25 protein-coding genes are annotated in these 23,934 nt (G+C 65.8%); 19 read left to right on the forward strand and 6 right to left on the reverse strand.

From position 1 onward, the window contains the following. The first annotated feature begins 58 nt into the window (after window positions 1-58). The 3 genes from ACWDMM_RS31180 to ACWDMM_RS31190 all read left to right on the forward strand — a co-directional run bounded on the left by ACWDMM_RS31180 (window position 59) and on the right by ACWDMM_RS31190 (window position 3,129). The gene (locus ACWDMM_RS31180; protein ID WP_449940918.1) at window positions 59-553 is read left to right on the forward strand and encodes a hypothetical protein; all 495 of its coding nucleotides are present in this window, start codon (window positions 59-61) and stop codon (window positions 551-553) included. Continuing rightward, the gene (locus tag ACWDMM_RS31185) at window positions 531-2,183 is read left to right on the forward strand and encodes a sigma-70 family RNA polymerase sigma factor (protein ID WP_449940919.1); all 1,653 of its coding nucleotides are present in this window, start codon (window positions 531-533) and stop codon (window positions 2,181-2,183) included. Before ACWDMM_RS31180 ends, ACWDMM_RS31185 begins: the two co-directional genes overlap by 23 nt. Window positions 2,184-2,400: 217 nt before the next feature. Then, window positions 2,401-3,129: an RNA polymerase sigma factor gene (locus tag ACWDMM_RS31190; RefSeq protein WP_449940920.1), complete on the forward strand. Its 729-nt coding sequence runs from the start codon at window positions 2,401-2,403 to the stop codon at window positions 3,127-3,129. Window positions 3,130-3,179: 50 nt separating this feature from the next. On the opposite strand, the gene ACWDMM_RS31195 is transcribed toward ACWDMM_RS31190, so the two are convergent. Next, on the reverse strand, window positions 3,180-3,410 hold the full coding sequence (locus tag ACWDMM_RS31195; RefSeq protein WP_449940922.1) for a hypothetical protein: 231 nt from the start codon (window positions 3,408-3,410) through the stop codon (window positions 3,180-3,182). A 358-nt stretch (window positions 3,411-3,768) separates the two neighbouring features. Between ACWDMM_RS31195 and ACWDMM_RS31200 the strand changes: the two genes are divergently transcribed. From ACWDMM_RS31200 to ACWDMM_RS31265, 14 genes are all read left to right on the forward strand, one after another. Continuing rightward, the gene (locus ACWDMM_RS31200) at window positions 3,769-4,320 is read left to right on the forward strand and encodes a sigma-70 family RNA polymerase sigma factor (RefSeq protein ID WP_449940925.1); all 552 of its coding nucleotides are present in this window, start codon (window positions 3,769-3,771) and stop codon (window positions 4,318-4,320) included. Further along, entirely contained in the window at window positions 4,307-4,972 is a 666-nt protein-coding gene (locus ACWDMM_RS31205; protein WP_449940927.1) for a hypothetical protein, read from the forward strand. The genes ACWDMM_RS31200 and ACWDMM_RS31205 overlap by 14 nt, the downstream gene beginning before the upstream one ends. Then, on the forward strand, window positions 4,969-5,982 hold the full coding sequence (locus ACWDMM_RS31210) for an ImmA/IrrE family metallo-endopeptidase (RefSeq protein WP_449940930.1): 1,014 nt from the start codon (window positions 4,969-4,971) through the stop codon (window positions 5,980-5,982). The genes ACWDMM_RS31205 and ACWDMM_RS31210 overlap by 4 nt, the downstream gene beginning before the upstream one ends. A 104-nt stretch (window positions 5,983-6,086) precedes the next feature. Beyond that, window positions 6,087-6,242 (forward strand): hypothetical protein, encoded by a 156-nt coding sequence (locus ACWDMM_RS31215; RefSeq protein ID WP_449940933.1) that lies wholly within the window; start codon window positions 6,087-6,089, stop codon window positions 6,240-6,242. Window positions 6,243-6,313: 71 nt separating this feature from the next. Then, a complete protein-coding gene (locus ACWDMM_RS31220) occupies window positions 6,314-6,547 on the forward strand; it encodes a DUF2188 domain-containing protein (RefSeq protein ID WP_449940935.1) in 234 nt (77 codons plus the stop codon). 210 nt (window positions 6,548-6,757) lie between these two features. After that, window positions 6,758-7,465, forward strand: a complete 708-nt coding sequence (locus tag ACWDMM_RS31225) for a ParA family protein (protein ID WP_449940938.1) — start codon at window positions 6,758-6,760, stop codon at window positions 7,463-7,465. Next, window positions 7,465-8,343, forward strand: coding sequence for a ParB/RepB/Spo0J family partition protein (locus ACWDMM_RS31230; RefSeq protein WP_449940941.1), 879 nt, complete (start codon window positions 7,465-7,467; stop codon window positions 8,341-8,343). Before ACWDMM_RS31225 ends, ACWDMM_RS31230 begins: the two co-directional genes overlap by 1 nt. Before the next feature lie 214 nt (window positions 8,344-8,557). Continuing rightward, window positions 8,558-8,779: a hypothetical protein gene (locus tag ACWDMM_RS31235; RefSeq protein ID WP_449940944.1), complete on the forward strand. Its 222-nt coding sequence runs from the start codon at window positions 8,558-8,560 to the stop codon at window positions 8,777-8,779. A gap of 231 nt (window positions 8,780-9,010) precedes the next feature. Further along, on the forward strand, window positions 9,011-9,292 hold the full coding sequence (locus tag ACWDMM_RS31240; RefSeq protein ID WP_449940946.1) for a hypothetical protein: 282 nt from the start codon (window positions 9,011-9,013) through the stop codon (window positions 9,290-9,292). Between the two features lie 111 nt (window positions 9,293-9,403). Continuing rightward, window positions 9,404-10,471: a nuclease-related domain-containing protein gene (locus ACWDMM_RS31245; protein ID WP_449940948.1), complete on the forward strand. Its 1,068-nt coding sequence runs from the start codon at window positions 9,404-9,406 to the stop codon at window positions 10,469-10,471. Between the two features lie 397 nt (window positions 10,472-10,868). Continuing rightward, on the forward strand, window positions 10,869-11,177 hold the full coding sequence (locus ACWDMM_RS31250; RefSeq protein ID WP_449940951.1) for a hypothetical protein: 309 nt from the start codon (window positions 10,869-10,871) through the stop codon (window positions 11,175-11,177). A gap of 87 nt (window positions 11,178-11,264) precedes the next feature. Beyond that, the gene (locus tag ACWDMM_RS31255; protein WP_449940954.1) at window positions 11,265-12,260 is read left to right on the forward strand and encodes a hypothetical protein; all 996 of its coding nucleotides are present in this window, start codon (window positions 11,265-11,267) and stop codon (window positions 12,258-12,260) included. 99 nt (window positions 12,261-12,359) lie between these two features. After that, the gene (locus ACWDMM_RS31260; RefSeq protein ID WP_449940956.1) at window positions 12,360-13,118 is read left to right on the forward strand and encodes a hypothetical protein; all 759 of its coding nucleotides are present in this window, start codon (window positions 12,360-12,362) and stop codon (window positions 13,116-13,118) included. Further along, on the forward strand, window positions 13,115-13,435 hold the full coding sequence (locus ACWDMM_RS31265) for a hypothetical protein (RefSeq protein ID WP_449940959.1): 321 nt from the start codon (window positions 13,115-13,117) through the stop codon (window positions 13,433-13,435). The genes ACWDMM_RS31260 and ACWDMM_RS31265 overlap by 4 nt, the downstream gene beginning before the upstream one ends. Before the next feature lie 25 nt (window positions 13,436-13,460). On the opposite strand, the gene ACWDMM_RS31270 is transcribed toward ACWDMM_RS31265, so the two are convergent. Together ACWDMM_RS31270 and ACWDMM_RS31275 are read right to left on the reverse strand one after the other, a co-directional pair. Then, window positions 13,461-13,673 carry a hypothetical protein gene (locus tag ACWDMM_RS31270; protein WP_449940962.1) on the reverse strand — a complete coding sequence of 71 codons (213 nt, stop codon included), beginning with the start codon at window positions 13,671-13,673 and terminating at the stop codon, window positions 13,461-13,463. A 360-nt stretch (window positions 13,674-14,033) separates the two neighbouring features. Next, window positions 14,034-14,444, reverse strand: coding sequence for a hypothetical protein (locus ACWDMM_RS31275; RefSeq protein WP_449940965.1), 411 nt, complete (start codon window positions 14,442-14,444; stop codon window positions 14,034-14,036). A gap of 277 nt (window positions 14,445-14,721) precedes the next feature. Between ACWDMM_RS31275 and ACWDMM_RS31280 the strand changes: the two genes are divergently transcribed. Beyond that, a complete protein-coding gene (locus tag ACWDMM_RS31280) occupies window positions 14,722-15,351 on the forward strand; it encodes a hypothetical protein (protein ID WP_449940967.1) in 630 nt (209 codons plus the stop codon). Window positions 15,352-15,880: 529 nt separating this feature from the next. Here the strand turns inward: ACWDMM_RS31280 and mobF are convergent. Continuing rightward, a complete protein-coding gene (gene mobF, locus ACWDMM_RS31285; RefSeq protein ID WP_449940970.1) occupies window positions 15,881-20,596 on the reverse strand; it encodes a MobF family relaxase in 4,716 nt (1,571 codons plus the stop codon). 224 nt (window positions 20,597-20,820) lie between these two features. Between mobF and ACWDMM_RS31290 the strand changes: the two genes are divergently transcribed. Beyond that, entirely contained in the window at window positions 20,821-21,564 is a 744-nt protein-coding gene (locus tag ACWDMM_RS31290) for a TIGR02391 family protein (protein WP_449940972.1), read from the forward strand. Between the two features lie 127 nt (window positions 21,565-21,691). On the opposite strand, the gene ACWDMM_RS31295 is transcribed toward ACWDMM_RS31290, so the two are convergent. Further along, window positions 21,692-22,474, reverse strand: a complete 783-nt coding sequence (locus tag ACWDMM_RS31295) for a hypothetical protein (RefSeq protein ID WP_449940974.1) — start codon at window positions 22,472-22,474, stop codon at window positions 21,692-21,694. Window positions 22,475-22,520: 46 nt separating this feature from the next. After that, window positions 22,521-23,753 (reverse strand): hypothetical protein, encoded by a 1,233-nt coding sequence (locus tag ACWDMM_RS31300; RefSeq protein WP_449940977.1) that lies wholly within the window; start codon window positions 23,751-23,753, stop codon window positions 22,521-22,523. Window positions 23,754-23,934 lie beyond the last annotated feature (181 nt).

A 23,934-nucleotide genomic window follows, 5' to 3' on the forward strand; every position in this document is an offset into this window, starting at 1 on the left:
TGGCAGAAGCGCGGGCACAGCGGTTGGACGTCATGGACAGATAAAGGAAGAGGCAGACGTGGGCGCTTCGGCGGCTGCGCACGGCCACGGCAGGGGCGAGCGTCTCCCTGCCGTCGGTCGTGCACTGAAGGAATTCACGATCCACTACGGCGCGGGCACGGGGGTGATCACCGCAGTAGGCATCACGCACTTCGCACCCCACCACGAAACCGCAACGCAGCTTGCCGAATTCGGCCTGTGGCCGTTCGGCGCCGCGCTGGCGGCTCAGTGCCTGTATGGCGTTACCACCCGCTTGATCCTCCCGGGCGGGAGCGCGGCCATGGGCGCGGTAGTCGGCTACGTCGGAAAGATCTGGGACGAAAAACGCCGGGAGCGCCACCCGGGAGCCGAGCCGGAAGACGGGCCCGAACCCGGCCACCAGTCGACGGCGCGCCGCGACGGCTCGGTCGAGATCCAGTACTTCGAGGCCGACATTCGCTACCAGGAGCGCTCCAGCGAGCCGGCGCAGCGTCCGGACGACGGATACGGCGATGGACCGGATGCTCGCGGCTGAGTCCGGCTCATCGGCAACGGGTCGTACGTCCACCACCGGTGGGCGTACGACCCGTGTCGGCCGCCAGGAATTCGAGGCGTTCTATCGGCACCACACCCCCGAGTTGCGTGCCTGGATCGCCCACAAGCTGCGCGTGCGCGTCGAATCCGACGTCGTAGGCGAGATCGCCGACGACGTCATGCTCGCCGCGCACAGCCGCTGGGACGATCTCATCGGTCCGATGAAAACCGAAGAGCGCCCGCCCTGGCTGCAAGTGGTGGCACGCAACAAGTGCGTCGACTACCTCCGCCGGACCCAGCGAGGCCCGCTGCTGGTGCCCGACGAGGTGCTGCGCGACATCGCGACCGAAACCCACGCCCTCAACGGGGAGCACACCGCGCTGGTACGGGACCTCGTCGCCCAAACCATGCAGGAGCTCTCGCCGAGCCAACAGCAGATACTCGAGCGATCGTCGTTCGGCTATCGCATCGACGAGATCGCCGAGCAGCTGGACTCCTCTCCAGATGCGGTGCGCAAGCAGCTGTATCGTGCACGCCAGACCGCTCGCGAACAGATCGAAGGCATGGACGCCGCGGTCGACGAGGACTCCGCCGAGATGCCGAAGCAGATCTTCGGCAGCGAGGCCTTGAACAGCGAGACGTTGCAGGAGTTCTGCAGGGAACTCCCGGGCGCGATCGATGCGGTCGAACTGCAGGTCGCTGTCATGACCTGGAAGAAAGGTATGGCTCCGCGCAAGATCGCCGACAAGCTGGGCATGAGCGTCGCCAAGGTCTACGCCTACCGGAAGAAGGCGCGACCCAAGATGGAGGCGCTGGTGCAGCGCCTCGCCGAACGCTTTCCCGAACTCGAAGCCAACGAGTTCGCCGATCGCTTCGGCCAGGCCAACATTCAGCTCGCCTCCCGGGACTCGGCAGTCCGCGCTGCCGGGGTCGAGGCAATGGCCGCACTCGCGGACGTCTGCATCGGTACACGCCGCCAGCAGTGCATCGCCATGCTGTGCGCGTACTTGCGGCTGGACTACGACCCCGCAACCGGCACCACCAAGGTCGTCACTTCGCGTCGAGGTGGCCACCGCGGGGTCGACGGCGGCATCGAGTACCGCCAGCACGACCGGAAAGTGCGGCAAGCCATCGTCCGCGTCATCGTCGAACACCTTCGCCCCGAGGCCGAACGCAGCTGGAAGAAGAACGTCTTCGATTTCCGGGGCGTGCACTTCGAGGACGCCGACTTCGACGGGGCGGCCTTCGGCGCCGCCGTCACCTTCGAAGGCGCCATCTTCTCCGGCACTACCCGGTTCGTCGGCGCCACCTTCGCCAAGGACGCGCGGTTCGACAACGCGGTGTTCATGGGCAAAGCGTGGTTCACCTACGCGGAGTTCGGTGGCTTCACCTCGTTCCGCAACACCCACTTTGCCAGCGCTGTCTACTTCGAGCGCGCGCACTTCATCGGAAAGGCAGACCTTTCGGACATCGACTTCTGTCGATCACCCAGATTCTGGGAAGCGAAACTCGACGATCCGCGGGCATGCTTGCAACTGGTTCGGCTCCTGGGCCCCACGAGATTTCGCCGAGCCTTCAGCAGGGGCTCTCACGTCTCTCAGCACCCACCATTACAAAGACCACCAGATTGACTGTGGTCGGAAATTTGGTGGTCGAAAACATCTCCGACCACCCGCACGTCATGCCTGCCGTGAGGTTCGATGACCAACCCGCCGGGCATGGTCGGGCCGCCGCGCCTGCCCTGATCGAGTCCCCAAGTCGGGCCTCGGCCGTCTTCACGCCTATCGGAAGTAGCAGCGAGGTCCACGTCGATGACCTCGCCGGCCTTCTCCGACGGTCGGCGGCCGCATGGGCGCAGTAGAAGGCGCGGCCGCCGTCGGCCGGAAAGAGTTCGAACAGTTCCACGATCGCTACTCGGCTCGCGTGCGGTCGCTGATCAACTGGTACCTGCTCTACTGGGGCTGGCAAGCAGACCGCGACGACGAGGTCATGCTGACGACGCTCGAACACGAGGACATCTACAACGACGTCATGGTGACGGTGTTCGAACAGTGGGAAAAGGTCCAGACGCGGGAACGCGCCGAACTGGTGCAGTGGCTGGACGAGCTGGTGAAGGCCGGGTGCATCCAGTACTTCCTCCGGTTCTCGACCTACCCGGTGGTCTCCGACGATGTGCTTCGCGAGCGAGCCGCCACCGACTACACGCCCAACGGCGCCGACGCCGTCATCGCCAAAGAGCTCTGGGTCCAGACGGTGCGAGCGCTTTCCCCACGTCAGCGAGAGGTCTGGAGCCGCGCTTACAAGGGGTACAACAACACTGAGATCGCCAACCAACTCGGCATGACGCCCGAGGCGGTGCGCAAGCAACTCTCACGGTCCAAGCAGATCGTCCAACACCAGGCCGAAGCCAGGGACAACGCCGTCGCGGAAGATCTGGGATTCGCCGTGCGCGAACAGAAACAGACGCGGGGCGCCCCTCGGCTGCTCCACGGGCAGCTCCCCCACGTCGTCGCGATGCTGCGCCGCACGATCAACTCGGCGCTGAAGCGGTTGAGCAACGGCCGAACGTCGGGCTGATTCGAAGCCGAACGCAGGGTGGTCGCGACGGATCCGGGGCGGGCCGCTGATCACCGAATCGAAGTTCCGCCCCTACCTTCGTTCGCGCGTCGAGTTCGCCGGTTCGGACGCGCCGCTGCCGCTGCCCGCCGCTCAGCCTCCTCGCGCTCGCGGCGGTGCGCAGCGAAAATCGAACGGATCAGCTCTTTCTGGCGTTCGTTCAATGGCGGCGCGTTCTCCAGTTGCCGTGCGATCCACTCCGCCTCGGCCTCTTCGTAGCGTCTGTTCTTCGATGTGGTCACCTTCGTTGTTCGTGGCGGTGCACATGTGAGCTGTCTTTACCGGCGGTAAAGCCTGCGGTGGCGCCCCGCAGACCGGTTGAGGCGCCGTATCGACAGGCCGGGCGTCCTGTGGCGTCCAGGGGCTCATCGCATTGAAGCCCGTCTATCGAAACGGTGGGTTTTACCGCCGGTAAAGACGTGTGGTGAAGCTACGTCGCGCGGCCAGCTCCGCCGCGTCCCGCTGGGCTAACGCCAGTGCCCGCTGTCTCGACTACCTGGTGTGCCGGGCGTCTGACGGACACAACGAAGTGCGAGTCGGATAGATCGGAGGAGTAGCTGATGGCGGTCGCTTGGCATACGAGATGCGCAGGTAACCGACGTGCCTGAACCGCATTCCACACGTCCTGACTGGGCAGCGCTCTACCTCAAGCATCGCGAGGCGATGTATCGCGTGGCCTACAAAGTCTTAGGGGAGGTGGGGATGGCAGACCAAGCCGGCGATGTCGTCAACGAGGCGATGGTGTCGCTCATGGATGCCCCTCCCGGCGATGTCCGCAACTGGCAGGCGCTGCTGGTCTCGACGGCCAAACGGCGAGCGCTGGACCTGATCCGTTCGGCCCCGGTCCGCCGAGCGGGTCCGGAGCTGGACGAGCAGCACGATGCTGCCGAACTCGGCGATGTCGCCGAGGATGTGGCGGAGCAGGTGGACCGTCAACGGGCTGCGGCGAGGGTGTGGGACAGCTTGGCGGTCCTGGACGAGCCGCATCGCAAAGTCGCCCGGGAGTACATAGCCCAGGCTCGGCCGCGGGCGGACGTTGCTGCCGAGCTGGGAGTGACGCCAGCGCGAGTGAGTCAGATGATGACCCGGGCATTGAAGGAATTGCGAAGTGCGATAAGCCGAGAGCAGGTGACGACACATGTCGGAAAATGAGCGGGACAGGGCTCTCGAGTATCTGTTGGACAGGCGCTCTGGAAGAGCGGCAGACCATGGTCGGCCTCCGCTGAACGACGAGGACCGTGCCGAATTCGAGTCGCTGGTCGAGGTAGCAGACCTGCTGTGGGACGCCGGCCACGGCGCCCCGCCGCTCGAGCAGGATCCAGTCGCGGCGATGCTCGGTCTCATTCCCGACGCCGGATACCAGCTGGATCCCCGCGCGCTGACCCGCGCCCGCAAGAACGCCAAGTTCAAACCCAGCGAACTCGCTGAACGACTGGTAGCCCGCGGGTGGGAGGTGCAGGGCAAAGACATCTTCCGATGGGAATCCCAGAATGCGGCGGAGGTCTCTCCAGCCTTGGTGAGGGCCATCGCCGAGGAACTCGGCGTCGATGCCGACCAGCTCACTGCCTCCGAGCAGAAGACCTCGCAGAATGCGGCGGTCGCGAAAGCGGCCGACACATCCAAATTCCAGGCCTTGGCACAACGATGGGCTCGTGCCACAGGTCAGACCCTTGCTATGGCCGCTTCGACGCTGCAGTCGCGGATGCTCACCACGGTGCATCGGGGTGACCACCCAGACGCCGATCAGATGCTCCGGTCCCTGGAGTCGCTCGTCACTGCCGTAGAACAAGGACACCGCCGGTGAACCTCGACCAGTGCGTCGAGCTTGCTCTCGGCCATCTGGGCCCAGCCGTGCGGGCCGGTTTCGCTGCCGACCCGCTCACGGTTTTGCGCACCGACCTGGGCCTGAAAGTCGATGCAGTGCACCATCTCGCGGATCGTCGCAACGACGGAGGCGCTTGCGACGGCATGTCGTTCCTGCAGGACGGAGTGATCCTGTACGCGCCGACACCACACAGCCGCCGCGAGAACTTCACCCTTGCCCACGAACTCGGCCACTACCTGGTCGACCAGACGGAAGACGTCCTCGACTGGCTCGCCGACCAAGACCACGCCGCCGAGCTGCTGGAAACCATCTGCGACCGGATCGCGCAACGTCTGCTGCTGCCGACCCAACTCATCGACACGGTGCTGACCGATCGGCCGATCCGTGCCGCGCACGTCCGGAAGCTCTACGACGCCAGCCAAGCCAGCAGACCCGCCTGCGCGATCGCGGTCGCGGCCCGACTGCCGCACCTCGGCGCCGTCGTAATCACCGACCGCACCGAGGACCTCGTGCAGTACGCGAGCGTCCGCCCCGACCCTGACCAGGGATGGCCCACAGTTTTTCCCTGGCCGGGCCAGATCATCCCGGCCGGCCATCCGCTCACCAACATGCGACTCGGCGCGACGATGACCCGCAGAACCTTCTGGGAAACTCCCTGGGGCACCCGCGCCGACTTCTACATCGACGCCATCAGCGACTCCAGCCGGGGCATAGCGGTGTTCTCCGATGTCGACGTCTGGGGTAGCGAGCGCCTACACCTCGATCCCGAACGCGAGTACGACCAACGGCCAGTCCTCGAAACCTACTGCTGCGGCCGCGCTCGGACGGTACGCGGCTACCCCTGCGAGAGCTGCCACCGCCCATACTGTCCGCAATGCGGGCACTGCCGCTGCGAACGGGCTGCCCTGAAAGAACAGAGCTGCAATGGGTGCTTCCTGAAGTTCCAGCCGCACTTGCTGATCGGCGGATTGTGCGAAGACTGCCGCTAGTTGCCAGCCACTAACTCACCGGCACTCTATCTCGACTACATCACGACAGCGAAACAAATCGAGCCGACCCGCTCGGCCGCTGTCGGGATGGAGGTGAAGAAGAGATGGCGAAGAACACCGGACACGGGCGCCGCGTCGGCGCAGTCAAGGGCCGCAGCGAATTCAAGGTCGGCAAGACCTGGTTCAAGCGGGACACCTCGACTGGCCGCATCCTCAACGGCAGCCCGAACCAGCACAAGGGCGTCCGCAACGAAAAGTAACCCATGCCGGCCGGGCGGCGGCGCATCCCGCTGCCGCCCGGCCGGCACGAAACACCAGTAAAGGCAACAACATGACCAACAAACGCATCGTGCAGCGCCGTGAAGACGGCGATTGGGAAGTCCGCGCCCCCGGCGCCGACCGTGCCAGCGCCGTCGTCGCGACCCAGGCAGAAGGCATCGACCGCGGCCGCGACATCCTCAGCAAGTCCGGCGGCGGCGAACTTCAGATCCGCGGCCGGGACGGCACCATCCGCAAGCAGGACACCATCCCGCCCGGCAACGACCCGCGCTCATCGAAAGGCTGAGCCACACAACGCAATAGCCGGTACGAGTAAGGCCGTCACCGCGCAACGCGAGAGCGCACCGGTAGTTTGCTGCGGTGCGCTGTCATGTTGCGCGGTGACGAATCTCCGGCGCGTCGTCGCAATCCAAAGTGCCGAAACGTAGCCACGCCGTTTATGCTGCGAGCGCCATCCGAAGTAGCCGAAAATCGGCGAAGCACACGGGAGAGATTCATGGCGCACGTATTTGTGCTGCTCAATCAAAAAGGCGGCGTGGGCAAAAGCACCCTGGCGGTCAACCTCGCCGCAGTCACCGCAGAGGTCGCCGGCGGAGGCCTGGATCCGGACGCACCGTCACCAGTCGCAGCGGTATCCATCGACCCGCAGGGGTCCGCGGTCTGGTGGGGATCGCGCGTGGACAACCTGCCCTTCCATGTCGTCCAGGCGCACGGCGACCTCGCCGGCCTGCGGAAGCTGAGAGAACTCAGAGGCATCGACCACGTCTTCGTCGACACCCCCGGCTGGCTGGACATGGCCGACCCCGACGACACCCGCGACCCTCTCGGCGAGGGCCCGGCCGGAGACGCGCTGCGCGCGGTGCTCGATTGCGCCGACCATGTCATCGTGCCGATCACCCCGGAACCCCTGTCGTTCGACCCGACAGCCCGCACCATCCGCAAGGTCATCAAGCCCCGCGGACTGAAACACACAGTGGTGCTCAACAACTGGGACCCCCGCGACGGCGAGGCCGACCGCGACGAGACCGTCGAATTCATCAAGCGCAACCAGTGGCCCGGCGCCAAGACGGTGGTGCGCCGCTACAAGCTGCACACCCGCGCCTCGCTGAACGGCCAGGTCGTCACCGAGTACCCGACCAACGGGACCTCCCTGCGGGCCAGAGAAGATTTCTACAAGCTGGCGCTGGAATTGCGGGTGGCGTGATGGCCAAGGGTGGAGCACGCAGAAACCTCGCCGACCTGATCGACGCGGTCGGCGACCAATCCCCCGTCGACGGCGCCACATTTCACCCTGGCGGTATGCCGACATCCGCTCCCCTGGCCCAGTTCGTCGCCAACCCGCGCAATCCCCGCGACGAGCTCGGCGACCTGAGCGACCTGGAAAGCATCGGCGAAATTCAGCTACAGCCCGCGCTCGTCGTCACCCGCGACGCATACCTCTCGCTCTACCCAGAGGACCGGGAGGCGGTTGCTGCTGCGCGGTGGGTGGTCGTCAACGGGTGTCGGCGTTTGGCCGCCGCACGCAAGTACGGACGCACCGAGCTGGAGTTCGTCGTCAAGGACGAGGTGGCAACCACGCGAGTGCGGTTGCTGTCTGCGTCGATCACCGAGAACGTCGCCCGGCAAGGATTCGACGTGATCGAAGAAGCCAAGGCCGTCGAAGCGCTCGTCGCCGAGTGCGGCACGGCGGAGGCCGCCGCAGCACAGCTGAAGAAGACCGGCGGCTGGGTATCGCAACGCCGTGCCCTGCTCAAGCTCGCCCCTGAGCTGCAGGCCGCGCTGCGGCGCGGCGACCTCGCGGTGCGCGTCGCCCGCAGCCTGGCCAAGGTTCCACTCGAGGAACAGGTCGCGAAATGGCAGGCCGAGATGGACAAGGCCCCCGCCGACTCCCCCGCCGAGAAAGACAAGCCACAGGAAAAGCCACCAGTAGACGCTCCACGCATCGTAAAGGTGCTCAAGCGATTCGACGCGCGTCCCGATGTGCTCGCTGATGCGATCCGTGAGTACATGGACGCCGATCAGCTTCGAACCTTGATCGCGGTGCTCGCGGCGTCATTGGAGCCACCGAAGGCCACTGACTGAGCGGGTGGCGAGGGTTTACCACTGGTAAACCCTCGCCCTACTCTCTTCCCTCTTCACGTCGCACTCGATCAAGTGACTGGCGTACCGCCGCCCGACGAGCCCATCGCCACGGCCCGACGCTGCACAGCCGCACCGTCATAGACTGGCAGCAGTTTAACAGTCTAAGCTGATGACTTGCGCTCGAAATCGCTGCATCGACTGGAAGGACTGAATAGTGGCTGGATTGCTGACGTGGACATTGAAGATGTCCGAAGAACAGGCCGTGGAATGGGATCAACTCGTAGCCGACTTGGCGGAGGAAATCGGTCGTGGGCAAGTCGGCCGTAGCAAGCTGACGCGCAAGGAGCTCGTCGAAACGCTGGTCTCCCTTGCGCGAACCGACAAGACGGTGCGCAAACGGTTGGCCGATGAACTGCGGGCGCAGACGGCCAGCTGACCAGCCACCGATCGCCACCACGCTCGTGCAGCGATAAGTCGAAACCCAGAGGCCCGGAGTCGACACGGCTCCGGGCCTTCTCGTGTGCGCCGGAAGCCCTGCCGAGGTGCTGCTGGGCACGTGCGACCTTGCGCCCGCAGCCAACACCATCAACAGTCTAGACTGTTGTAAATACAGACTGTTAGACTGTTGATGCTGATTAGGTAGCGACCACCTCGGAGGGAAGACGCCATGCCGCACACCACCGCCCAGAACTCCCGCACCGCCTCCCGGAGCCTGCTGCTCGGCGTGCTGCACCTGATCGGCGCGACGCTCGAATTCCTGTTCAGTAAGCCCGTGCTGATGGCCGGCCTTTTCGTCGTGGCGGTCGTCGCGCAGGTCTCGCTGGTGCTCACCGTCGGCCGAGCTCCCGCCGACACGCTGATGCCATCCACCGTCGCAGTCGCCCACCACAGCCTCGCCGCGGACTGCGTCATGTTCTGCGGCGACCCCGGCTGGACCCTCGAGCTGTAGTCGCGGCCGCGGCGGAAGGAACGGATCGATGCACGCCATGGTGTCAGTGCTCAGGGATAACGTTGGTAGAGCGTCGATTTCGGCGCTCACACGCGAGGAGGGGTGAACGCGATGCGAGTCATCAACGCCGATCGGGAAGGGATCGCGCCCACGGAGAAGCAGGTCATCGGCTGGCTGCAGAAGTGGAACGACGGCTTCCACATCCCCGGTATCGCGATCTCCGGTTGCTACGTGCCCGATCGGAAGAAGCCTGGTCACGGCCAGGAAGCCGACCTGGTGGTGATCACGCCGCAGACCTGCGTGGTGATCGAGATCAAAGGCATCCTGCCCCGCGTCAGCGGCCTACTGTCCTGCACGACCAACGGCCGCTGGACCCTTTCAGGCACCGACGAAGACCCAGTGCACGTGCGCAAGGGCGACATGAACCCGATCGGTCAGGTGAGCGACGGCTACTACAACCTCAAAGACCAGGCAGAGAAGGTCGGGATCGACGCATTCATCGCCGGCATGGTGCTGGTAGTGCCACGCGAGAAGTACCCGGTCACCCTCGACTGGAGCGGCCCGAAACCCAAGGGATGCGAGGTCCGCCTCGCCGACTATTCCGGATTGCGGAAGTACTTTCACCACCGCGCCGCGCGGCATGAGCCGTCATGGACCGCCGAACGAGTGCACACGTTGCTCACCGCACTCAACTACGGCACAGAGATCACCGTCGCGCAGCTGATCGCCGAAGGTTTCACCGCCAAGCGCCCACAGTCCAGCAGCAAAGTGCCCGAGCCGGATCCATGGCTGGCGCCGGTTACGCCACTGCCCTCGGCGCGTCCTCCCGCTCCCCCTACACCACCACCGGCCGCGCCGCAGCGACCGGTCGATCTGGGCCGCTCCAGCGCCGACGCGGTGGACTACTCATATGAGCCGATCGACCCAGTGCACACCACCGCGGCACCGGATCGGCGGCGCCACGGCGTCCAGGCGGTCGGAGCCGTCGCGGCGATCGCGCTGATCGTCGGTGGAGTGTGGGTGCTCGCGCAGGCCCGCACCGACACCGCCGAGCCTCAGCCAGTCAGCAACGAAGTCACCCAGTCGAGCACCGAGGAGCCGACAGCGGTGCCACCACCTGCTGAAGCGCCTGCGCCCCGTGCGCCGACGGGGTGCTTTCCGTTTCAGTCCAACTGCTGACGGGCACGGCGTCGAGGTGATACCCCCTGCCGCTCAACGGGTTTCATCCCGAGCATGATCTAATACCTGTGCCCCCTGAAAAAACTCCTCCAAACTACAAAATTGGAGTTTTGCATGATGGCACAAGTCGCACTGATCGCTGCGGCCTGTTTTGTTTGCTACCTCGCGCTCTGCGCGGTGGTGGTTGTTCGCACCGGCAGTGCCCGCGACCTGCAGTATGTGGCTCAAGCAGTCTACGTACTCAGGCTCGGTAGGGGTCCTACTGGACCCAGTGCCTAGATCAAGGTCGGCAGGATGTCCATCCTGCCGACCTTTCACTGCGCGACCAACCAGCCCTTCTCCGCCGGGCCCGCTCATGGCCTCGCTTCCAGACCGTCAACAGTGCCACCATGAGGCCATGGCTCAACTCACGATCACGCTGAACGATCGCTTGGCCGAATTGGTGCGTGCTCGAGCCGATGGCGACGTCTCGGCGTGGATCGCTAAGGCGTGTACGTCCCGGCTGTTGCAGGAAGAGGCCCAAGCCCTGGCCGCCTGGCAGCGAGCACACCCCGCCGAAACCGCCGCCGAGTACGCCGAAGCGGAAGCCGAACGCGAACTGGTCGACGAACTTGCGCGACTACGCGCCGAGCACGGCGAACTCACCGCCGAACAGATAACCGAGGCTGAGCAGCGTGTCCGCGAACTGCTGGAGCGTGAACAGTAATCAGCACGCCCTACCAACGAGGCCGGAAGACGTAACGCCGCAGGTGCTTTCGGTACCTGGCCACACTGCGCGGTCTACTGTCGCCTCGTGCAGATACGTAGTGAAGAACAGCTGAACCCTGTTGCAGATGAAGTCTCAGCTATCACCGCCGTGGTCCGGCCGATCCTGATCGGCATTCTCTACTCGCTCAAAGCCGACGTCGTGGCTGAGGTCGGAGGCCGAGACCAGGTGAAGCTGAAGATGCTTCCCCGATTGCAGCGGCGGGGCGATGGTGACACTGGCATCTGTTTCGAATACGCGGTGCACGATGCTGTCAGCCGCGGTGACGCGGCAGTCATCGAGAGGGTCTACGACGCTCTCGACCTCTGCAATGTCCCAGGTGAGGAGATCGGCTCCATCTTGTTCGGTGCGGAGAAGGCGGGTTCGCAGCAGCTGATCGATACTGCTGGTGACTTGCTGACCAACGATTCAGCTCTCCTGTCCGGATCGCGGGGGCGGCCGGTGAAGCTCAAGCGCCACCTCACAGCTGCGGCCGCAGCGTTCCGGAAGAAGGGCGCCGCCCAGGGGCTGCTGCCGCAAAGCATCAGCGGGCTGTGGCGGGCAGACCTGTTCCTTGGCTGTCTTGATGCTGACTACTGGGTCGGAACCACCGTGAAGATCAACCCGTCGAATCTCAAGGGGGATCGAGGGCTGCGGGTCGGAATAGTTCCTGCGTCTCAAGGCAAGTCAGATCGGATCATCAAAGATGACAACCGCAACCTCGTCATCTGCCCGCTGCCATACGACGGCGCTTTCGTCGAGACGTTCTACATGGCGTGGGAGGTGGTGGTCGCGTTCCTCGACGCTGATGCGCAATTGCCGAGAGAAGTGGCGCTTCCACGGCCGGCGGCGAGGACTGTGGCACGGAACCTGGCCGACCGACGTGACTTCCCTGTCGTTGATGTCGTCGATGCCCTGGCCATCCTTGCCCAACCCGAACTGCTCCGCACGGAAGCCGAATCGGCGGGCATCGTGCTCGCAGGCGGCACATCGAATGTAGTCGCAACCAGCGCCGTCCTAACCCCGATCCCGCTGTCGAACTGACGACAGTTGAGCAGTCGATTAGCTGATCTTCACGACGCGACCGGCCCGCATTGATGACTCCGCCCCAGGCGGACCGATCGGTCGGATATAGTCGAACATGTGTTCGATAACGTGCCGCCGGTGGCGTTGGCTGATCTCCCCCGGGATCAGCAACTCGCGGCGCTGCAAAGCCGCATGGCGGCGATTCCGAGCCGGGTCGGTGCAAGCGAGCCGCCGCCGTTGTCTGCTGGCTCGCCCGCTGCGGTGATCCCGGTAGAGGGCGGCTTGGGGGAGGCGCTGCCGGAAGGTGGGCTGCCGCGCGGTGGTGTGGTCGCCTGCACCGGCTGCATCACGCCGTTGCTCGGCCTGCTGGCGGCTGTTACCGCCGCCGGCGAATGGGTCGCCGTTGTGGGCCAGCCGCAGTTGGGATTGTTGGCCTTCACCGAGATGAACGGCGACCTCGCCCGGCTGGCCCATATCCCCGAGCTAAGAGGGGAGGACCCGCTCGTGGTCGCCGCGGTCCTGCTCGATGGCGTCGACGTCGTCGTCCTGGACGTCGCCGGGAGCGCGCCGCCGAGCCGGATGCGTGCCGTTCTCGCTCGGCTGCGAAGTCACGATGGCATCCTCGTCGTCACCGGCCCGGGGTGGGCGCGTCCGGATCTCGAAATCCGATGCGAACTTGCCGAGTACGACGGCCTCGCCCGCGGGCGTGGGCGGCTGCGTGCGATGACGTTCGACATCCAAGTCACCGGCCGCGCGATGAGGCGGCCGCGCACCACCCGCGTCCGACTCGCTGGAACTGGCACCCAGCGGTGCAGTTGGACTCGGCAGACCCCATCCGTCACCACGGTGCCGACGTCGATTGCGTGGACCGGGTGAACGAGGATCGGCACGCCGCTATCCGCCTGCTGCAACCACCTCGGTCGGTGAAGCTGGATCCGCGGCGAGTGTGGGTGATGCCAGCCCGTCAGCCGGAGCGCGTCACGCCGGTGACGCTGGGGGAGAAGGCGTTCGCTTTCGATCTGCGTTTCGGGGAGCAATGGATCCCGGCTGTCGCCTACCGCTGGGCGCGGTTCAATATTGGGACCACCCCGATATGGTTCTGCGAGGTAGAAGTTCAAGTAATGACCAAGAACGGCCTCGCTGGCGTCGCGCTACGGCAGTGGGTTCCTTGGGACGCCGTTCAGCCCGAATGACAAGCGGAAGCTGGGTCGCGCGGCATCAATCGTTCTGGTTGCGCTGTAGGTAGAATATGGCGAGTTCGGCCACAGCGTCCTTCTCTCGGCGCAGCCGGGCGTTCTCGGCGCGCAGCTGCTCGATCTCGGTGAGCAGACTAGACCGTTCGTTGTCCCATTCGACCGCTGCAGACTCGTGCTCAGTCAACAGCGCCGTGCGAACCTGCTCTGCGTAGACGATCCGGTCGAAATCGTCCACAACCCTCTCACCGGACTCAGCGCCCGAAGTTTCCTCGGCCCTTTCCCTGGTCGCCCGCCTTCCCGGCAGTCCAGCAAAGATTCCCCAATTGGAACCCCAGCACCGCAGCGTGTGCACTGTCGGAGCATCCTCCCAGTTCGACGAGGCCTGGCGACTGAGGAGTTGAGACGCAACCGCTTCGCATGCCTGAGTTTGCGTCATTCCCGCGTCGTAGGCATGCTGCAGCATCTCCAACGCGGACTCCCGCAGCTCATCGGAATATCTCCGTCCCTGCATTTTCAGTACCTCTCATACAGATGGGCAAGCGATACTGGTCGAGACCCGCGTGTATCTCGGTTTCATCCTGATCAGCGACAGATCTCAGATGGCCGAGACCAGTGCCTTGATCTGGTCGACCGTGGCTCGAAGTGCGGCGAGTTCCTCACGGTCACTCGATTGCATCGCCGTGTCGGAGGCGACAAGTTTCTTAATAGCCGTCCGTAGGGTTTCGTCGGAGTGTTCGTGACCACCTGCGGCGGCGAGGATTACTTGGCCGATGGGGGAGTGCCGGGTGTAGACGAGGGTCCAGTCGTTCTGCTGGCGCGTCAGGGTGGTGGCGGCGACTCCCGCCTGGTCCAGGTTGTGTTTGATCTGGCCGATCGGGCCGTCGTCGAGGCGGCCCGCTTGCACCCGTTCACGCAGTTCGTACATCTGAACGGACAGGCATCCACCAGCCTTCTCGACCTGCGCCGCCAACTCGGCGAAGTTCCCCAAAATCTCAACTGCCGACATGGTTCCCGCCCCCACTGGAAAAACTTGGGGAATTTCCCCAAGATTAAATTGAGCAGATTATTACCGCCAAAGATACATCTTCAGAAACCTTCTGTCCGGCGAACGGGGCGGTAGCCTGGCCTGCCTGCTGCAAGGCGCGACGCGACCAGGCCCATCGCTGCGATCGGGGGGTAGGCACTCCCACTGCCGTCTGCTGCCCGGATTGCACACCGCGTCCCTGGGGCCTCGACCTCGGTCCGGCCAATCGGTCGATCAAACCGGCCCTCCGCGAGTGGGGTTGGATGAGGCGAAAGTCGTTGATGGCTGGGAGCATTCGATCATGGTTCCGCTGCGTTGGATCGCCGCCTCTGACCTTCCCCGAGGAAGCGCGCTTGTGGACTGGCTTCCGGTTCTTGCGCCGGTAGGGGTGATAGTGGCCGCGTTCATTGCGGCTGTCGTCGCGCGGTGGAATGTTCGCAAGCCACCGCACGAGCATCTCGAGACATTGATTCAGCTCTATCGGGACTGGCCGGAGGAGTTGGAGGGCAAGGAGACGATCGAGCGGCAGATTGCTCTCCAGCTTGCCGAGATGCGTGTGGCAACCGACGATGCGGGGCAGCCCGAGGCATCCTCGGAGGAGCACGCAGCTGAACAGCGTGTGCTGACACGAGCCCGACGAATGCTGATCAACCGCGCGGTCGCCATGGGACTTGTCAGCGGCAGCCTGGTTGCTGGGCTTATTGCAAGCGCCGTCTACGAAGACCGCATTCCATCGTGGTTCACCGTGCTGGCGGTGACGGCGACTACCTTGGGCGCAGCCATCTACTTCCTCAACCCTCGGACCCTCGCTCTATTTCGGTACATCCGCACTGTTTCCGTAGACGCTGCCCGCAGCGTCGTCGGCAGCCGTATGAAAGAAGCCGACTAAGCGCTTCGTTGCCATTCTCCGCCGCATCCCTACGTCGTCGCTGCTCAGCGGGATCTGGCAAGAGAGTCGATCACCGAACACGCCGTCGTCCATGCTCGACCGCGTGCTCAATGTCGTTTATCCTCGATTCGGCATGTGCCGCTGGCCGCGGGCCGGGCTTGGTCGTTATCGACACCCGGAGGCTGGCGTGGTTGTTCCATCTGAGGATTTCCCTCATTCTGACGAGGATCCGCCTGAGCAGCGACCTACACGTTGGGCCCGAGTGCCGGAGTCACGTTGCACCAGCTCAGAACGGTTTGCACCCCAGTTTCCTGCCGTCCGCGCCATGAACGATGAAGGACCTGCACAGAGTCCAATCCGCCCTGCCCGGCGCGGCACGATGATCAGGGACGCGGTGCTCGCCACCACGGCCGCAGCCGTTGCGCAGATCGTCGGAAATGGCCTTTGGGAGTTGGGCAAGTGGATGATCGAGTTGGTTCAGCGATGATCCCCTCAATCGAGGTGGGGCGCACATCGTGCCCTGCTTGAACTACAGGCCCAACCCGCTCCCGCTTCCATGGGAAGGGCCGAGCGACGGAGTGTCTCGGTAAGGGCCCGGGTCCCAGGTCCGTGTCGCCCTGGCCTTGCGACGCGGGACCTTCTTTGCCGCGGTCGACGCTTCCGGCTGCGCGGGACGTTCGAGGCGATCGAGTTCCGTCCGGGCGCGGTCTTCGAGGTCCCGCTCCGGAGCGGCCTGCTCGGTGCGGCGCTGTTGTTCGTCGAGCGCGGCGTCCAGCTCGGCGCCGCTCTTGTCGGCGCGGGCGATCGCCTCAGCGCGATGCGTCGCGTACTCGCGGTCGGTGGCGGCCGCGGTGCCGAGCTCGGCGGCTCGGCGCCGGGGATCGTCTGCCTCGGCGAGGAACCGCGTCCACCGATATTTCGGCTCGGTTATTCCCCGCCGGGCGGCATCGACAGATTTCTGCATGGGCTTCTGGATTTCGTCGTGGGCTTCCAGCTGCTTCTCCAGCTCCGCGATCCGCCGAGTGGCCTTGCGGATGGCGAAGCGCCGCAACTGGTTGGTGTCGTGAAGTTTCTGCCGCTCGACCATCAGCGCGACTCCGATCTGGCGGCGTTGTTTCTCCAGCTCGTCGAGTTCGGCGATCAGTTCTTGCGCACCGCGAATCGCTTCGGCCTGATCGGCGCGCCGCTGCTGCCTCAGCTGGACTTCAGCGACTGTATCCCCGGTTCTGTCGCCGATCAGCACGGGCATGGCGCGGTCGCTCATCACCTGGTTGCGCAGTTGCTCGACATGCCGCGCCAGCTGACTGTCGGTCATCCGCCGCAGCTTGTTGCCGCGCAGTTCGTCGAGGACCGCGCCGAACGCGCGGGTCTTGTCTTCGCTGTGTTCGTCTAGTTCAGGCGCTAGACGCCACCGCAGCGCGGCGGCGGGCTGTTCGACCGGCAACGCCCGCTCGTCGACGGCGGCCTGGACCGCGGCGGGCACGTTCACGCCGGTCGCGGCCGCCTGCGACAACTCCGCGGCGAGTGTCGGCCAGTAGGCGTCGATGGTGATCTTTGGATCCAGGCTGTCGGCCAAGGGTTTCCAGCGGCGCACGTCGAGGGCCTGGTCGCCGAGCACGGCGGCCGCGCGCCGGTCGAGATCCAGCTGCACGCCCCGGGCGGTGGACTCCCACACAGCCGGGCCGGTGCGCCGGCGGTCGTTGTCGGCGATCCCGCGCGCGGCCCGCCACACCGCGAGCTCCTCGAGCAACTGCGCGTCGGCGCCGACCAGCGGTCGCGCCCACATCGGCGCCGTCTTCTTCGTCCAGGACCGCGCCTGCTGCGCGACCTCCGCAGCCAGCGCCTGCACCTGGACCTCCCGAGCTGCCAGCGCAGCCCCGTACTCCGGATCACCGCGCAGTCCGGCGGGCACGGTCGGCAGCCACGGCAGCGGTCCACGCTCGGCCCGGTCGCCGATGCGCCAGTGCAGTACCGCTGCCCGGTCGAGCGCGGTGTCGAGCTCCCGGCCGACCACCGCCTCGGTCAGGAGCGCCACCGGATCGTCGCCCTGGGCGGCGCGCAGCGAAAGGTGTTGGCGCAGTGTCGGATAGGTGGGTTCGTCGGTGAGGCCGGGGACCAGGCGCTCGGCGGCCGCGTCGATGTCCGCCCGCGCACGGGTGCCGAACAGGTGCTCGGCCACCACGCCGATCGAGTCCGCGTACGCGTCGGCCGCGGCGCGCAACCGGCGGCGCGGATCCTCGGATTCTCGTTGCGCGGTGCTCGCCGAGACCTGCCCGCCGCGCCGGTTCAACACCTCGGTGAGCACGTCGAGGTAGGTCGGTGGATGTGCCGCGTCGATCGTGTAGGCCGCGGGCCCCGCCGGATCCAGGCCGGTCTCGACATAGACGTGGTTCGCCGAGCGGCCGCGCGTGAGCATGACGTACGCCTGGCCGCGGTGCGCGCGCTGGGTCAGCAGGCCGTGGCAGGTGTCGACGGTCAGGCCCTGGCTCGAGTCGATGGTGCTCGCATACCCCAGCTGCACATGTTCGCGGACGTAGTCGGCGTCCAGCGTGGCCAGCCGCCCGGAGGTGGTGTGCGCGGCCGAGATTCGGCCGTCCGGGTGCACCTCCCGCACGATCCACCGGTAGGAGTTGCGCACGAAGTCGGTCGAGGAGATCCGCACCGCATAGTTGTTGCGGCGGGTGACGATCGTGTCGCCGACGCTGGCGGCCAGGCCGTCGCTGAGCACCACCTCCCGCGCACCATCCGGCAGGGGAGTGCGCGAGAGCCGCTGCGCGCGGGCCCGCGCGTTCAGTTCGGTCACCAGCTCCCGGGTCGGGGCAAGCAGCAGCGAGTCCAGGCCCCCGGCGGTGTCGGCGGCCCACGCGGCGAAGGCCTGCTCGGTCACCGATCCGAGCGTGCCGATGTGGATGCGGTCGCGGTCGGCGTAGAAGGCGAGGCCGGCCGGATCCCCGTCCCGCACTGCCAGCGACGCGGCGCGCTCGCCAGCATCGGCGAACCGCATCACCGTCGTCAAGCTCAGCGCGTCGCTGGTGTGGGCGATGTCGCGCATCACCCCGCCCGCCGCCACGGACGCCAGCTGCTGGTCGTCGCCGATCGCCCGGACAGACGCGCCGCGCCGCAGCAGGAATTCCACGGCTGCATCCAGATTGGCGGTCGAGGCCTTCGCCGCCTCATCGAGGATGACCAGCGTGCGCTCGTCGATGCCGCGCATCCACTCCGGCGCGTCCCCCTCGTCCAGGACGCCGGTGTCCAGCTCGGCGGCCATCGTGACCAGCAGGTCGATCGTCACCGCGCTCACCCCGGCCTCTTCCTCGAGCACCGCCGCCGCGGCCGAGGTCGGCGCGATCCCAATCACCGAGCCGCCCTCGGCCCGCCACGCCCGCACCAACACCTGCATCGCTGTGGTCTTGCCGGTCCCGGCCGGGGCGATCGCCACCTGCAGCCGCGCCCCGGAAGTCGCGAACGCCTGCACGAGGGCACGCTGACCGGCATTGAGCCGCTTGCCCTGGTTGTTGGCCGCGTACTCGACCTCGGCGACCTCGATGGCGGCCGCGGAGATGGCGTGCCCGCCGTACTGGGTGCTCGCCTCGATCAGCCGCTGCTCGGCCGCCAGCACCTCAGGAGAGGTGTACAGCGTGGATCCGGCGGTCACGTACACACTCGTGCCGTCACGGCGCGCCAGCACGCCAGGCGCCGCGATGGTGTCGTGCACACCACGCGGGATCGAGATCGGCTCCGACAGCGCGGCATCCACGATGCGCTCCGCGATCTCGCCCAGCAGTGCGACCTCGATCCGCCGGCCGCGGCCGCGCAGCTGCCGCTCCGCCTCCGCCCGCACATGGTGGATCCGCCACGTCGCCCGCGACCGGGAGACCGTCGCGATCACCCGCCGCGCGGTGGCATCCACCCAGAAGTCGTCGACGACCTCCGGCACGTGCGCGCCGTCGTGCTCGCGTGCCAGGACATGCGCCAGCATCGCCTCGAGCCGCTGCTCGCCCAGCAGCTGCACCGCCTCCGCCCACCATGCTGCCCGCTGCTCAATCAGCGCCCGCGGCGCGTGCTTGCGCGCCCGGGTCGCGATCGTGGCCGTCCCCGCCATCCGCAGCACTTCCTTCGGCATCGGCTCGCGTCGATGGCGGGCCTGGAATGCGCTGCTCTCCGCGCCGACCTGGGCGGTGATCTCGTTGTTGCGCTTGGACCACAGCTCGTTGAGCTCGGCTGCCACACCGACGATTTCCCGCACCGGTCGCTTGCCCGCGACCCTGCCGGGCCGCTCGGCGAACTCCAGCCCGCCGAGCGCTTCGCTCAGGTACGCCTCCAGCCTGGTGTTGTAGACCTCGGAGGCAGCCACGTTGTGGAGGTACAGCTGATTGCTGTCGATCGCTCGCCAATCGCCGTCCAGGGTGCGGACCTTCGCCGAGACGACGACGTGGGTGTGCAGATCGGGGTCGCCGGCGCGGGAGTCCCGGTGGGTGTAGGCGGCTGCGATGATCCCCTCGGTCTCGACCTGGCGCACACCGCCGTTGCCCAGCCGGGTGAACAGGGCGTGCTTCTCCAGGTACGCCAGCGCATCCTTGAGCGCGGCATGGTGGGCCGCCTCGATCTTCTCAGCGACCCCACGCGGCGCGACCGCCCACAGCGTGGACACCGACTTCGCAGGCGAAAACGTCAGATCGACCGCCGCCAGCGCCGTTCTCGGCGGCCTCAGATTCCGGGCGATCCATCCCGACAACTCGGTGTCGGTCTTCGGCGCCCGCTCGTGCTCCGCGGTGAACATCCGCACCGCGACCTCGGTACGGATGCGCTCGAGCACCTCCTCCGGCACCTTCGCATCGCGCGGATTGCCCTGCTTGATGTTCCATGCCTCGACCTCCACCGCGCACTCGCGCCGGAAATCCGGCCGCTCGCGGTACCGGTAGAACGGCCGCCCCAGCCGAGTCAGCTCACGGATTACCCACGGCTGCGTCACGCCATCAGCCTTCAACCGCGCGGTGATCGCCGCGGTATCCGGATGCCGACCCTCACCGAACAACGCGGCCATCTGCGCCTCGGTGATGGCATCCCCGGCCTCGATCCCGTCGAACGCGGCCAGCCCGGACCCGATCCACCGGCCCGGCGCCTCGCCCTTCGCCTCGTAGTAGTCCGCCAACGTGGCGCGACCTCGGTCGTCGCCATCGGCCACCGCAATGCAGCGGGCGTAGTACAGATACCCGTCGCCCGCTGCCAGCTTGTGCAGCGTCATGACCACACAATCCAAGGTACGCAAACGCTCAGCAGCAATGAATGTATGAGGTTTGCGCGACTATTGCTGAATGGTGATGTGCACTGGCGAATTTGGAGTTAGATAGGAGTTGTCGAGCAGATTTAGTGATGATGGTGAATGTTCAGCAAGTTGTGGGTAGAGGCAGCGAAGGCGGGGTCCATAAATCACTCTGCGCTCCAGGGGTCTTCGTCGAAGATGGGGTTATGCCGTTCGAAGGTGTCGATGTGCCGTGGGTGCGTGAGCAGCTGGTGAAGTTCGTGGATGAGACCAAGGCCGTCTACGACATGCAGGACAACGCGTTCGTCTCCTGCGGTCACGGCAGATTCATCGAGCTTATGGAGATCACTGGACCGATCCTGAATCGGCTGTATCCCAACTGGGCGCAGGAAAATCACGACTCAGAGCCCACTGACGACGATTTCGAACCGCATCGGGGAGTGCGCGATGCGGCCCGCAGATTGATCGTCCGACTCGACTACCAGGCCGAGCTGATCAAACGTCTCGGTGGGACAGACACATCGCCCCAGATCAATGCCTCGATGCTGCATCCGCTGATCTGGAACGCCGCAACCGCGCAGTGGTCTACCGGCCACCGTCATGAAGCGGTGCTCGCTGCGGCCAAGGCAGTGAACTCCCTGCTACAGCAGAAGACCGGCCGACGTGACGTCTCCGAGACCGATCTGGTGAAACAGTCGTTCTCGGATAAACCTCCCGAGCCTGACAGGCCTCGGCTGCGTTTCTCCAAGATCAGCAACGACCAGACCGCGAGATCCATGCGTGTCGGAGTGATGGACTTCGGAGCAGGTTGCTTCGGCGCGATCCGCAACCCGATCGGGCACTTGCCCAACGACGAGGTGGAGCTGGACGAGCAGGCTGCGCTGGAGCGGTTGTGCGCGCTGAGCCTGCTGGCGCGCTGGATCGAGGAAGCCGACCTGGAGACCGCCTAGCTGTTGCGCGGTCGACGCGGCCCGTCGCCGGTACGCCAATATTCGCCCATAGCGGCGTAGGTTTCGGGCTGCGGCCTGGGTCCGGGGCGGAGCTGAAACTGCACGCCCCGAACCTCGACGAAGTCTTCTACTTCTTCGCTGCCCGATGCGCGCGCACGCGGCAGGCGCCCGAACAAAATTGGCGTGGGCGTCCGGTGCCCGGCTGCGTGATCTTCCCGTCGCATACCGCGCACCGGGTGGTGTCTCGCAGAACCGATGCCGCGGTGGGCGTGGGAGCCGGTAACGGAGCGGCTTCCACGGAGGTGGCGACGGCAGGAGACTGTAACGAAACTCCTCGAGTGGGTGGCTGTGCGACCGGATGCTCACCACGCGGTGGCATAACAGCCGAAGGCCGGCGGCCGCGCTTCTCCGGAGTCGGAACGCTGCACGCGCCTTCCCGTGACCGCGGCGCACTCTGGGCACCCGAGACCTGCTGGACGCCCGTCGGTGCGCTCACAGGCCTGCTGGGCGGCTCGTTCAAGTCCTCCAGCTCGATCGTGATGCGCGGATCGGTGCGGTCGACCTCGACGCGCTGGCGAGTCTCGATGACATGCGCGGCATCGTCATCGGGCAGCACACCGGCGACGGTCAGTGCGTCCAGAGCGGCCTTGAGGAACGGCCCCAGGCCGTCGCTGTCGCGCCGACGGGCATCGGGGGCATACCAGGTCACCCGCACGCTCACGCGGTCCAGACGCAGCCCGCGCGGCAGCTGCTGGCGGGCCGCCCACCCGACCTGCTCGGCTACCTCCGACTTGGCCTTGCGCACCCGGGTCCAGTGCGCGCGTCGCTGGTCGTTGGCCGTCATCGGCGGGCGGCGCATCGCCACCGTGATCACATACACACCAGCCCGGCAGTCTGCACCTTCGTGCATTCGGACTGCCGGGCTGCCGGTGACTCCAGTTCCCATGGGAGCCTCCCTACTTCACGTCGCTGTGCGGCGAAGCGGTCGCGGCCGGGTCTTTTGCCGGTGATCGACGCCGACCTCGGCGTGCGGGCTTTTCTTCCTCTCCGGATTCGTCCTGGCGGCCGGTGATCTCGTAGGCCTGGCGCACCACACCCTGCCAATAGGTCTGCACCTCACGGATTTCCGACCGGTGCTCTTCGTCGATCTTGTGCAGCGCGGTGCGGTGCTTCTCAGCTTCGCGGTTGAGCCTGTTCGTCAGCTCGGTGACCTGCTCACGCAGCTCGGTGACCTGCGTGCGCAGGCTCTCGGCTTCGCCTTCGGCGCGCGTCTGTGCCTTGACGGCCGCGTTGATGCGCTGCTCCGCCTGGCGCTCGATCTCGTTGACCCGCTGCTCCACGGACTCCGCGACAGCTTCGGCGTTCAGCTCGGCGGCCCTGGCGCGCTCGCGCTGGTTCTCGGCCTCGGCCAGAGCGGCATCGCGCGCGGCCTCAGCAGCAGCAACGATCTGGGCTGCCTCGGCGCGAGCCTCGTCGCGTTCAGCGGCCATCCGCACTCGCTCAGTGGCGTGCTGGGCGGCACGTTCCTCTGCGGCGCGCATCTTGTCCTCGGCGGCCCGGACCTTGCTGTTGGCGTCCACCAGCGACTCATCAGCGCTCTCCAACACCTGGATCACCTCGCGCTCCGCCGCACCAGCTGCGCCCGCAGCCTCCATGGCCGCACGAATTTCCGGCGCGATGGACTCCGCCGCACGGGCGATCACGGACGCGGCTTGGTTGAGTTGCTCCACGAGGGTGGCAAGACGGCTCACCGACGTGGTGACCGGGTGCTTCGGCTCCTCGACCGCGCGCACCTCTTCCGCGACGACAGAAGCAGTAGTATGAGATTCCCGCCTTTCTTCCAGAGAAGAAACGGAAGAAACGGAAGGGGCGGCAGTGGCCGTTGGTGTAACGAAAGTACTCTCTTGGGCAACAGGAGAAGGACCGGAAGATACATGCGCTGCTGCCGGACGAATCGCCGTAGCAGCGTTGAATCCATGCAGCTCACGGGCTTTTGCGGCATTTTTCCCGTTATGGAGGATGCCGTTGACGACCTCCCCGCAGTACTTCGGGCGACGGCCGTGAAGAGACTTCGCGTAGACCGGACGGCCGCACTGGTGACCCTCGTTGTCCATCACGAATTCGCAGGTCCCGACCTGCTCTCCAACCGGAACGCGGTCTTCCAGCGGTGTACGCCGTTCGTCGGTCATGATGTCGCGCCTTTCATGTCAGCCTCTCGTCTGGTACCCTCTCATCCTAACAGAAAAATACCCGCCAGGTCAAGAAAGAAAGGAAAGAAAATGGATGGAAATAAGAAAGTAAGTAAAGAACTAACGGTTAGTTCTTTACTTACTTTCTTATTTCCATCCATTTTCTTTCCTTTCTTTCTTG

This window comes from Nocardia sp. NPDC003726, from assembly GCF_053586955.1.

Excerpts from the sequence above, each read along its gene's own strand:
- ACWDMM_RS31185 (WP_449940919.1), top strand. The coding sequence starts at position 531 with ATGGACCGGATGCTCGCGGCTGAGTCCGGCTCATCGGCAACGGGTCGT.
- ACWDMM_RS31190 (WP_449940920.1), top strand. The coding sequence starts at position 2,401 with ATGGGCGCAGTAGAAGGCGCGGCCGCCGTCGGCCGGAAAGAGTTCGAA.
- ACWDMM_RS31205 (WP_449940927.1), top strand. The coding sequence starts at position 4,307 with ATGTCGGAAAATGAGCGGGACAGGGCTCTCGAGTATCTGTTGGACAGG.
- ACWDMM_RS31215 (WP_449940933.1), top strand. The coding sequence starts at position 6,087 with ATGGCGAAGAACACCGGACACGGGCGCCGCGTCGGCGCAGTCAAGGGC.
- ACWDMM_RS31220 (WP_449940935.1), top strand. The coding sequence starts at position 6,314 with ATGACCAACAAACGCATCGTGCAGCGCCGTGAAGACGGCGATTGGGAA.
- ACWDMM_RS31225 (WP_449940938.1), top strand. The coding sequence starts at position 6,758 with ATGGCGCACGTATTTGTGCTGCTCAATCAAAAAGGCGGCGTGGGCAAA.
- ACWDMM_RS31230 (WP_449940941.1), top strand. The coding sequence starts at position 7,465 with ATGGCCAAGGGTGGAGCACGCAGAAACCTCGCCGACCTGATCGACGCG.
- ACWDMM_RS31240 (WP_449940946.1), top strand. The coding sequence starts at position 9,011 with ATGCCGCACACCACCGCCCAGAACTCCCGCACCGCCTCCCGGAGCCTG.
- ACWDMM_RS31245 (WP_449940948.1), top strand. The coding sequence starts at position 9,404 with ATGCGAGTCATCAACGCCGATCGGGAAGGGATCGCGCCCACGGAGAAG.
- ACWDMM_RS31250 (WP_449940951.1), top strand. The coding sequence starts at position 10,869 with ATGGCTCAACTCACGATCACGCTGAACGATCGCTTGGCCGAATTGGTG.
- ACWDMM_RS31275 (WP_449940965.1), bottom strand. The coding sequence starts at position 14,444 with ATGTCGGCAGTTGAGATTTTGGGGAACTTCGCCGAGTTGGCGGCGCAG.
- mobF (WP_449940970.1), bottom strand. The coding sequence starts at position 20,596 with ATGACGCTGCACAAGCTGGCAGCGGGCGACGGGTATCTGTACTACGCC.
- ACWDMM_RS31290 (WP_449940972.1), top strand. The coding sequence starts at position 20,821 with ATGCCGTTCGAAGGTGTCGATGTGCCGTGGGTGCGTGAGCAGCTGGTG.
- ACWDMM_RS31295 (WP_449940974.1), bottom strand. The coding sequence starts at position 22,474 with ATGCACGAAGGTGCAGACTGCCGGGCTGGTGTGTATGTGATCACGGTG.
- ACWDMM_RS31300 (WP_449940977.1), bottom strand. The coding sequence starts at position 23,753 with ATGACCGACGAACGGCGTACACCGCTGGAAGACCGCGTTCCGGTTGGA.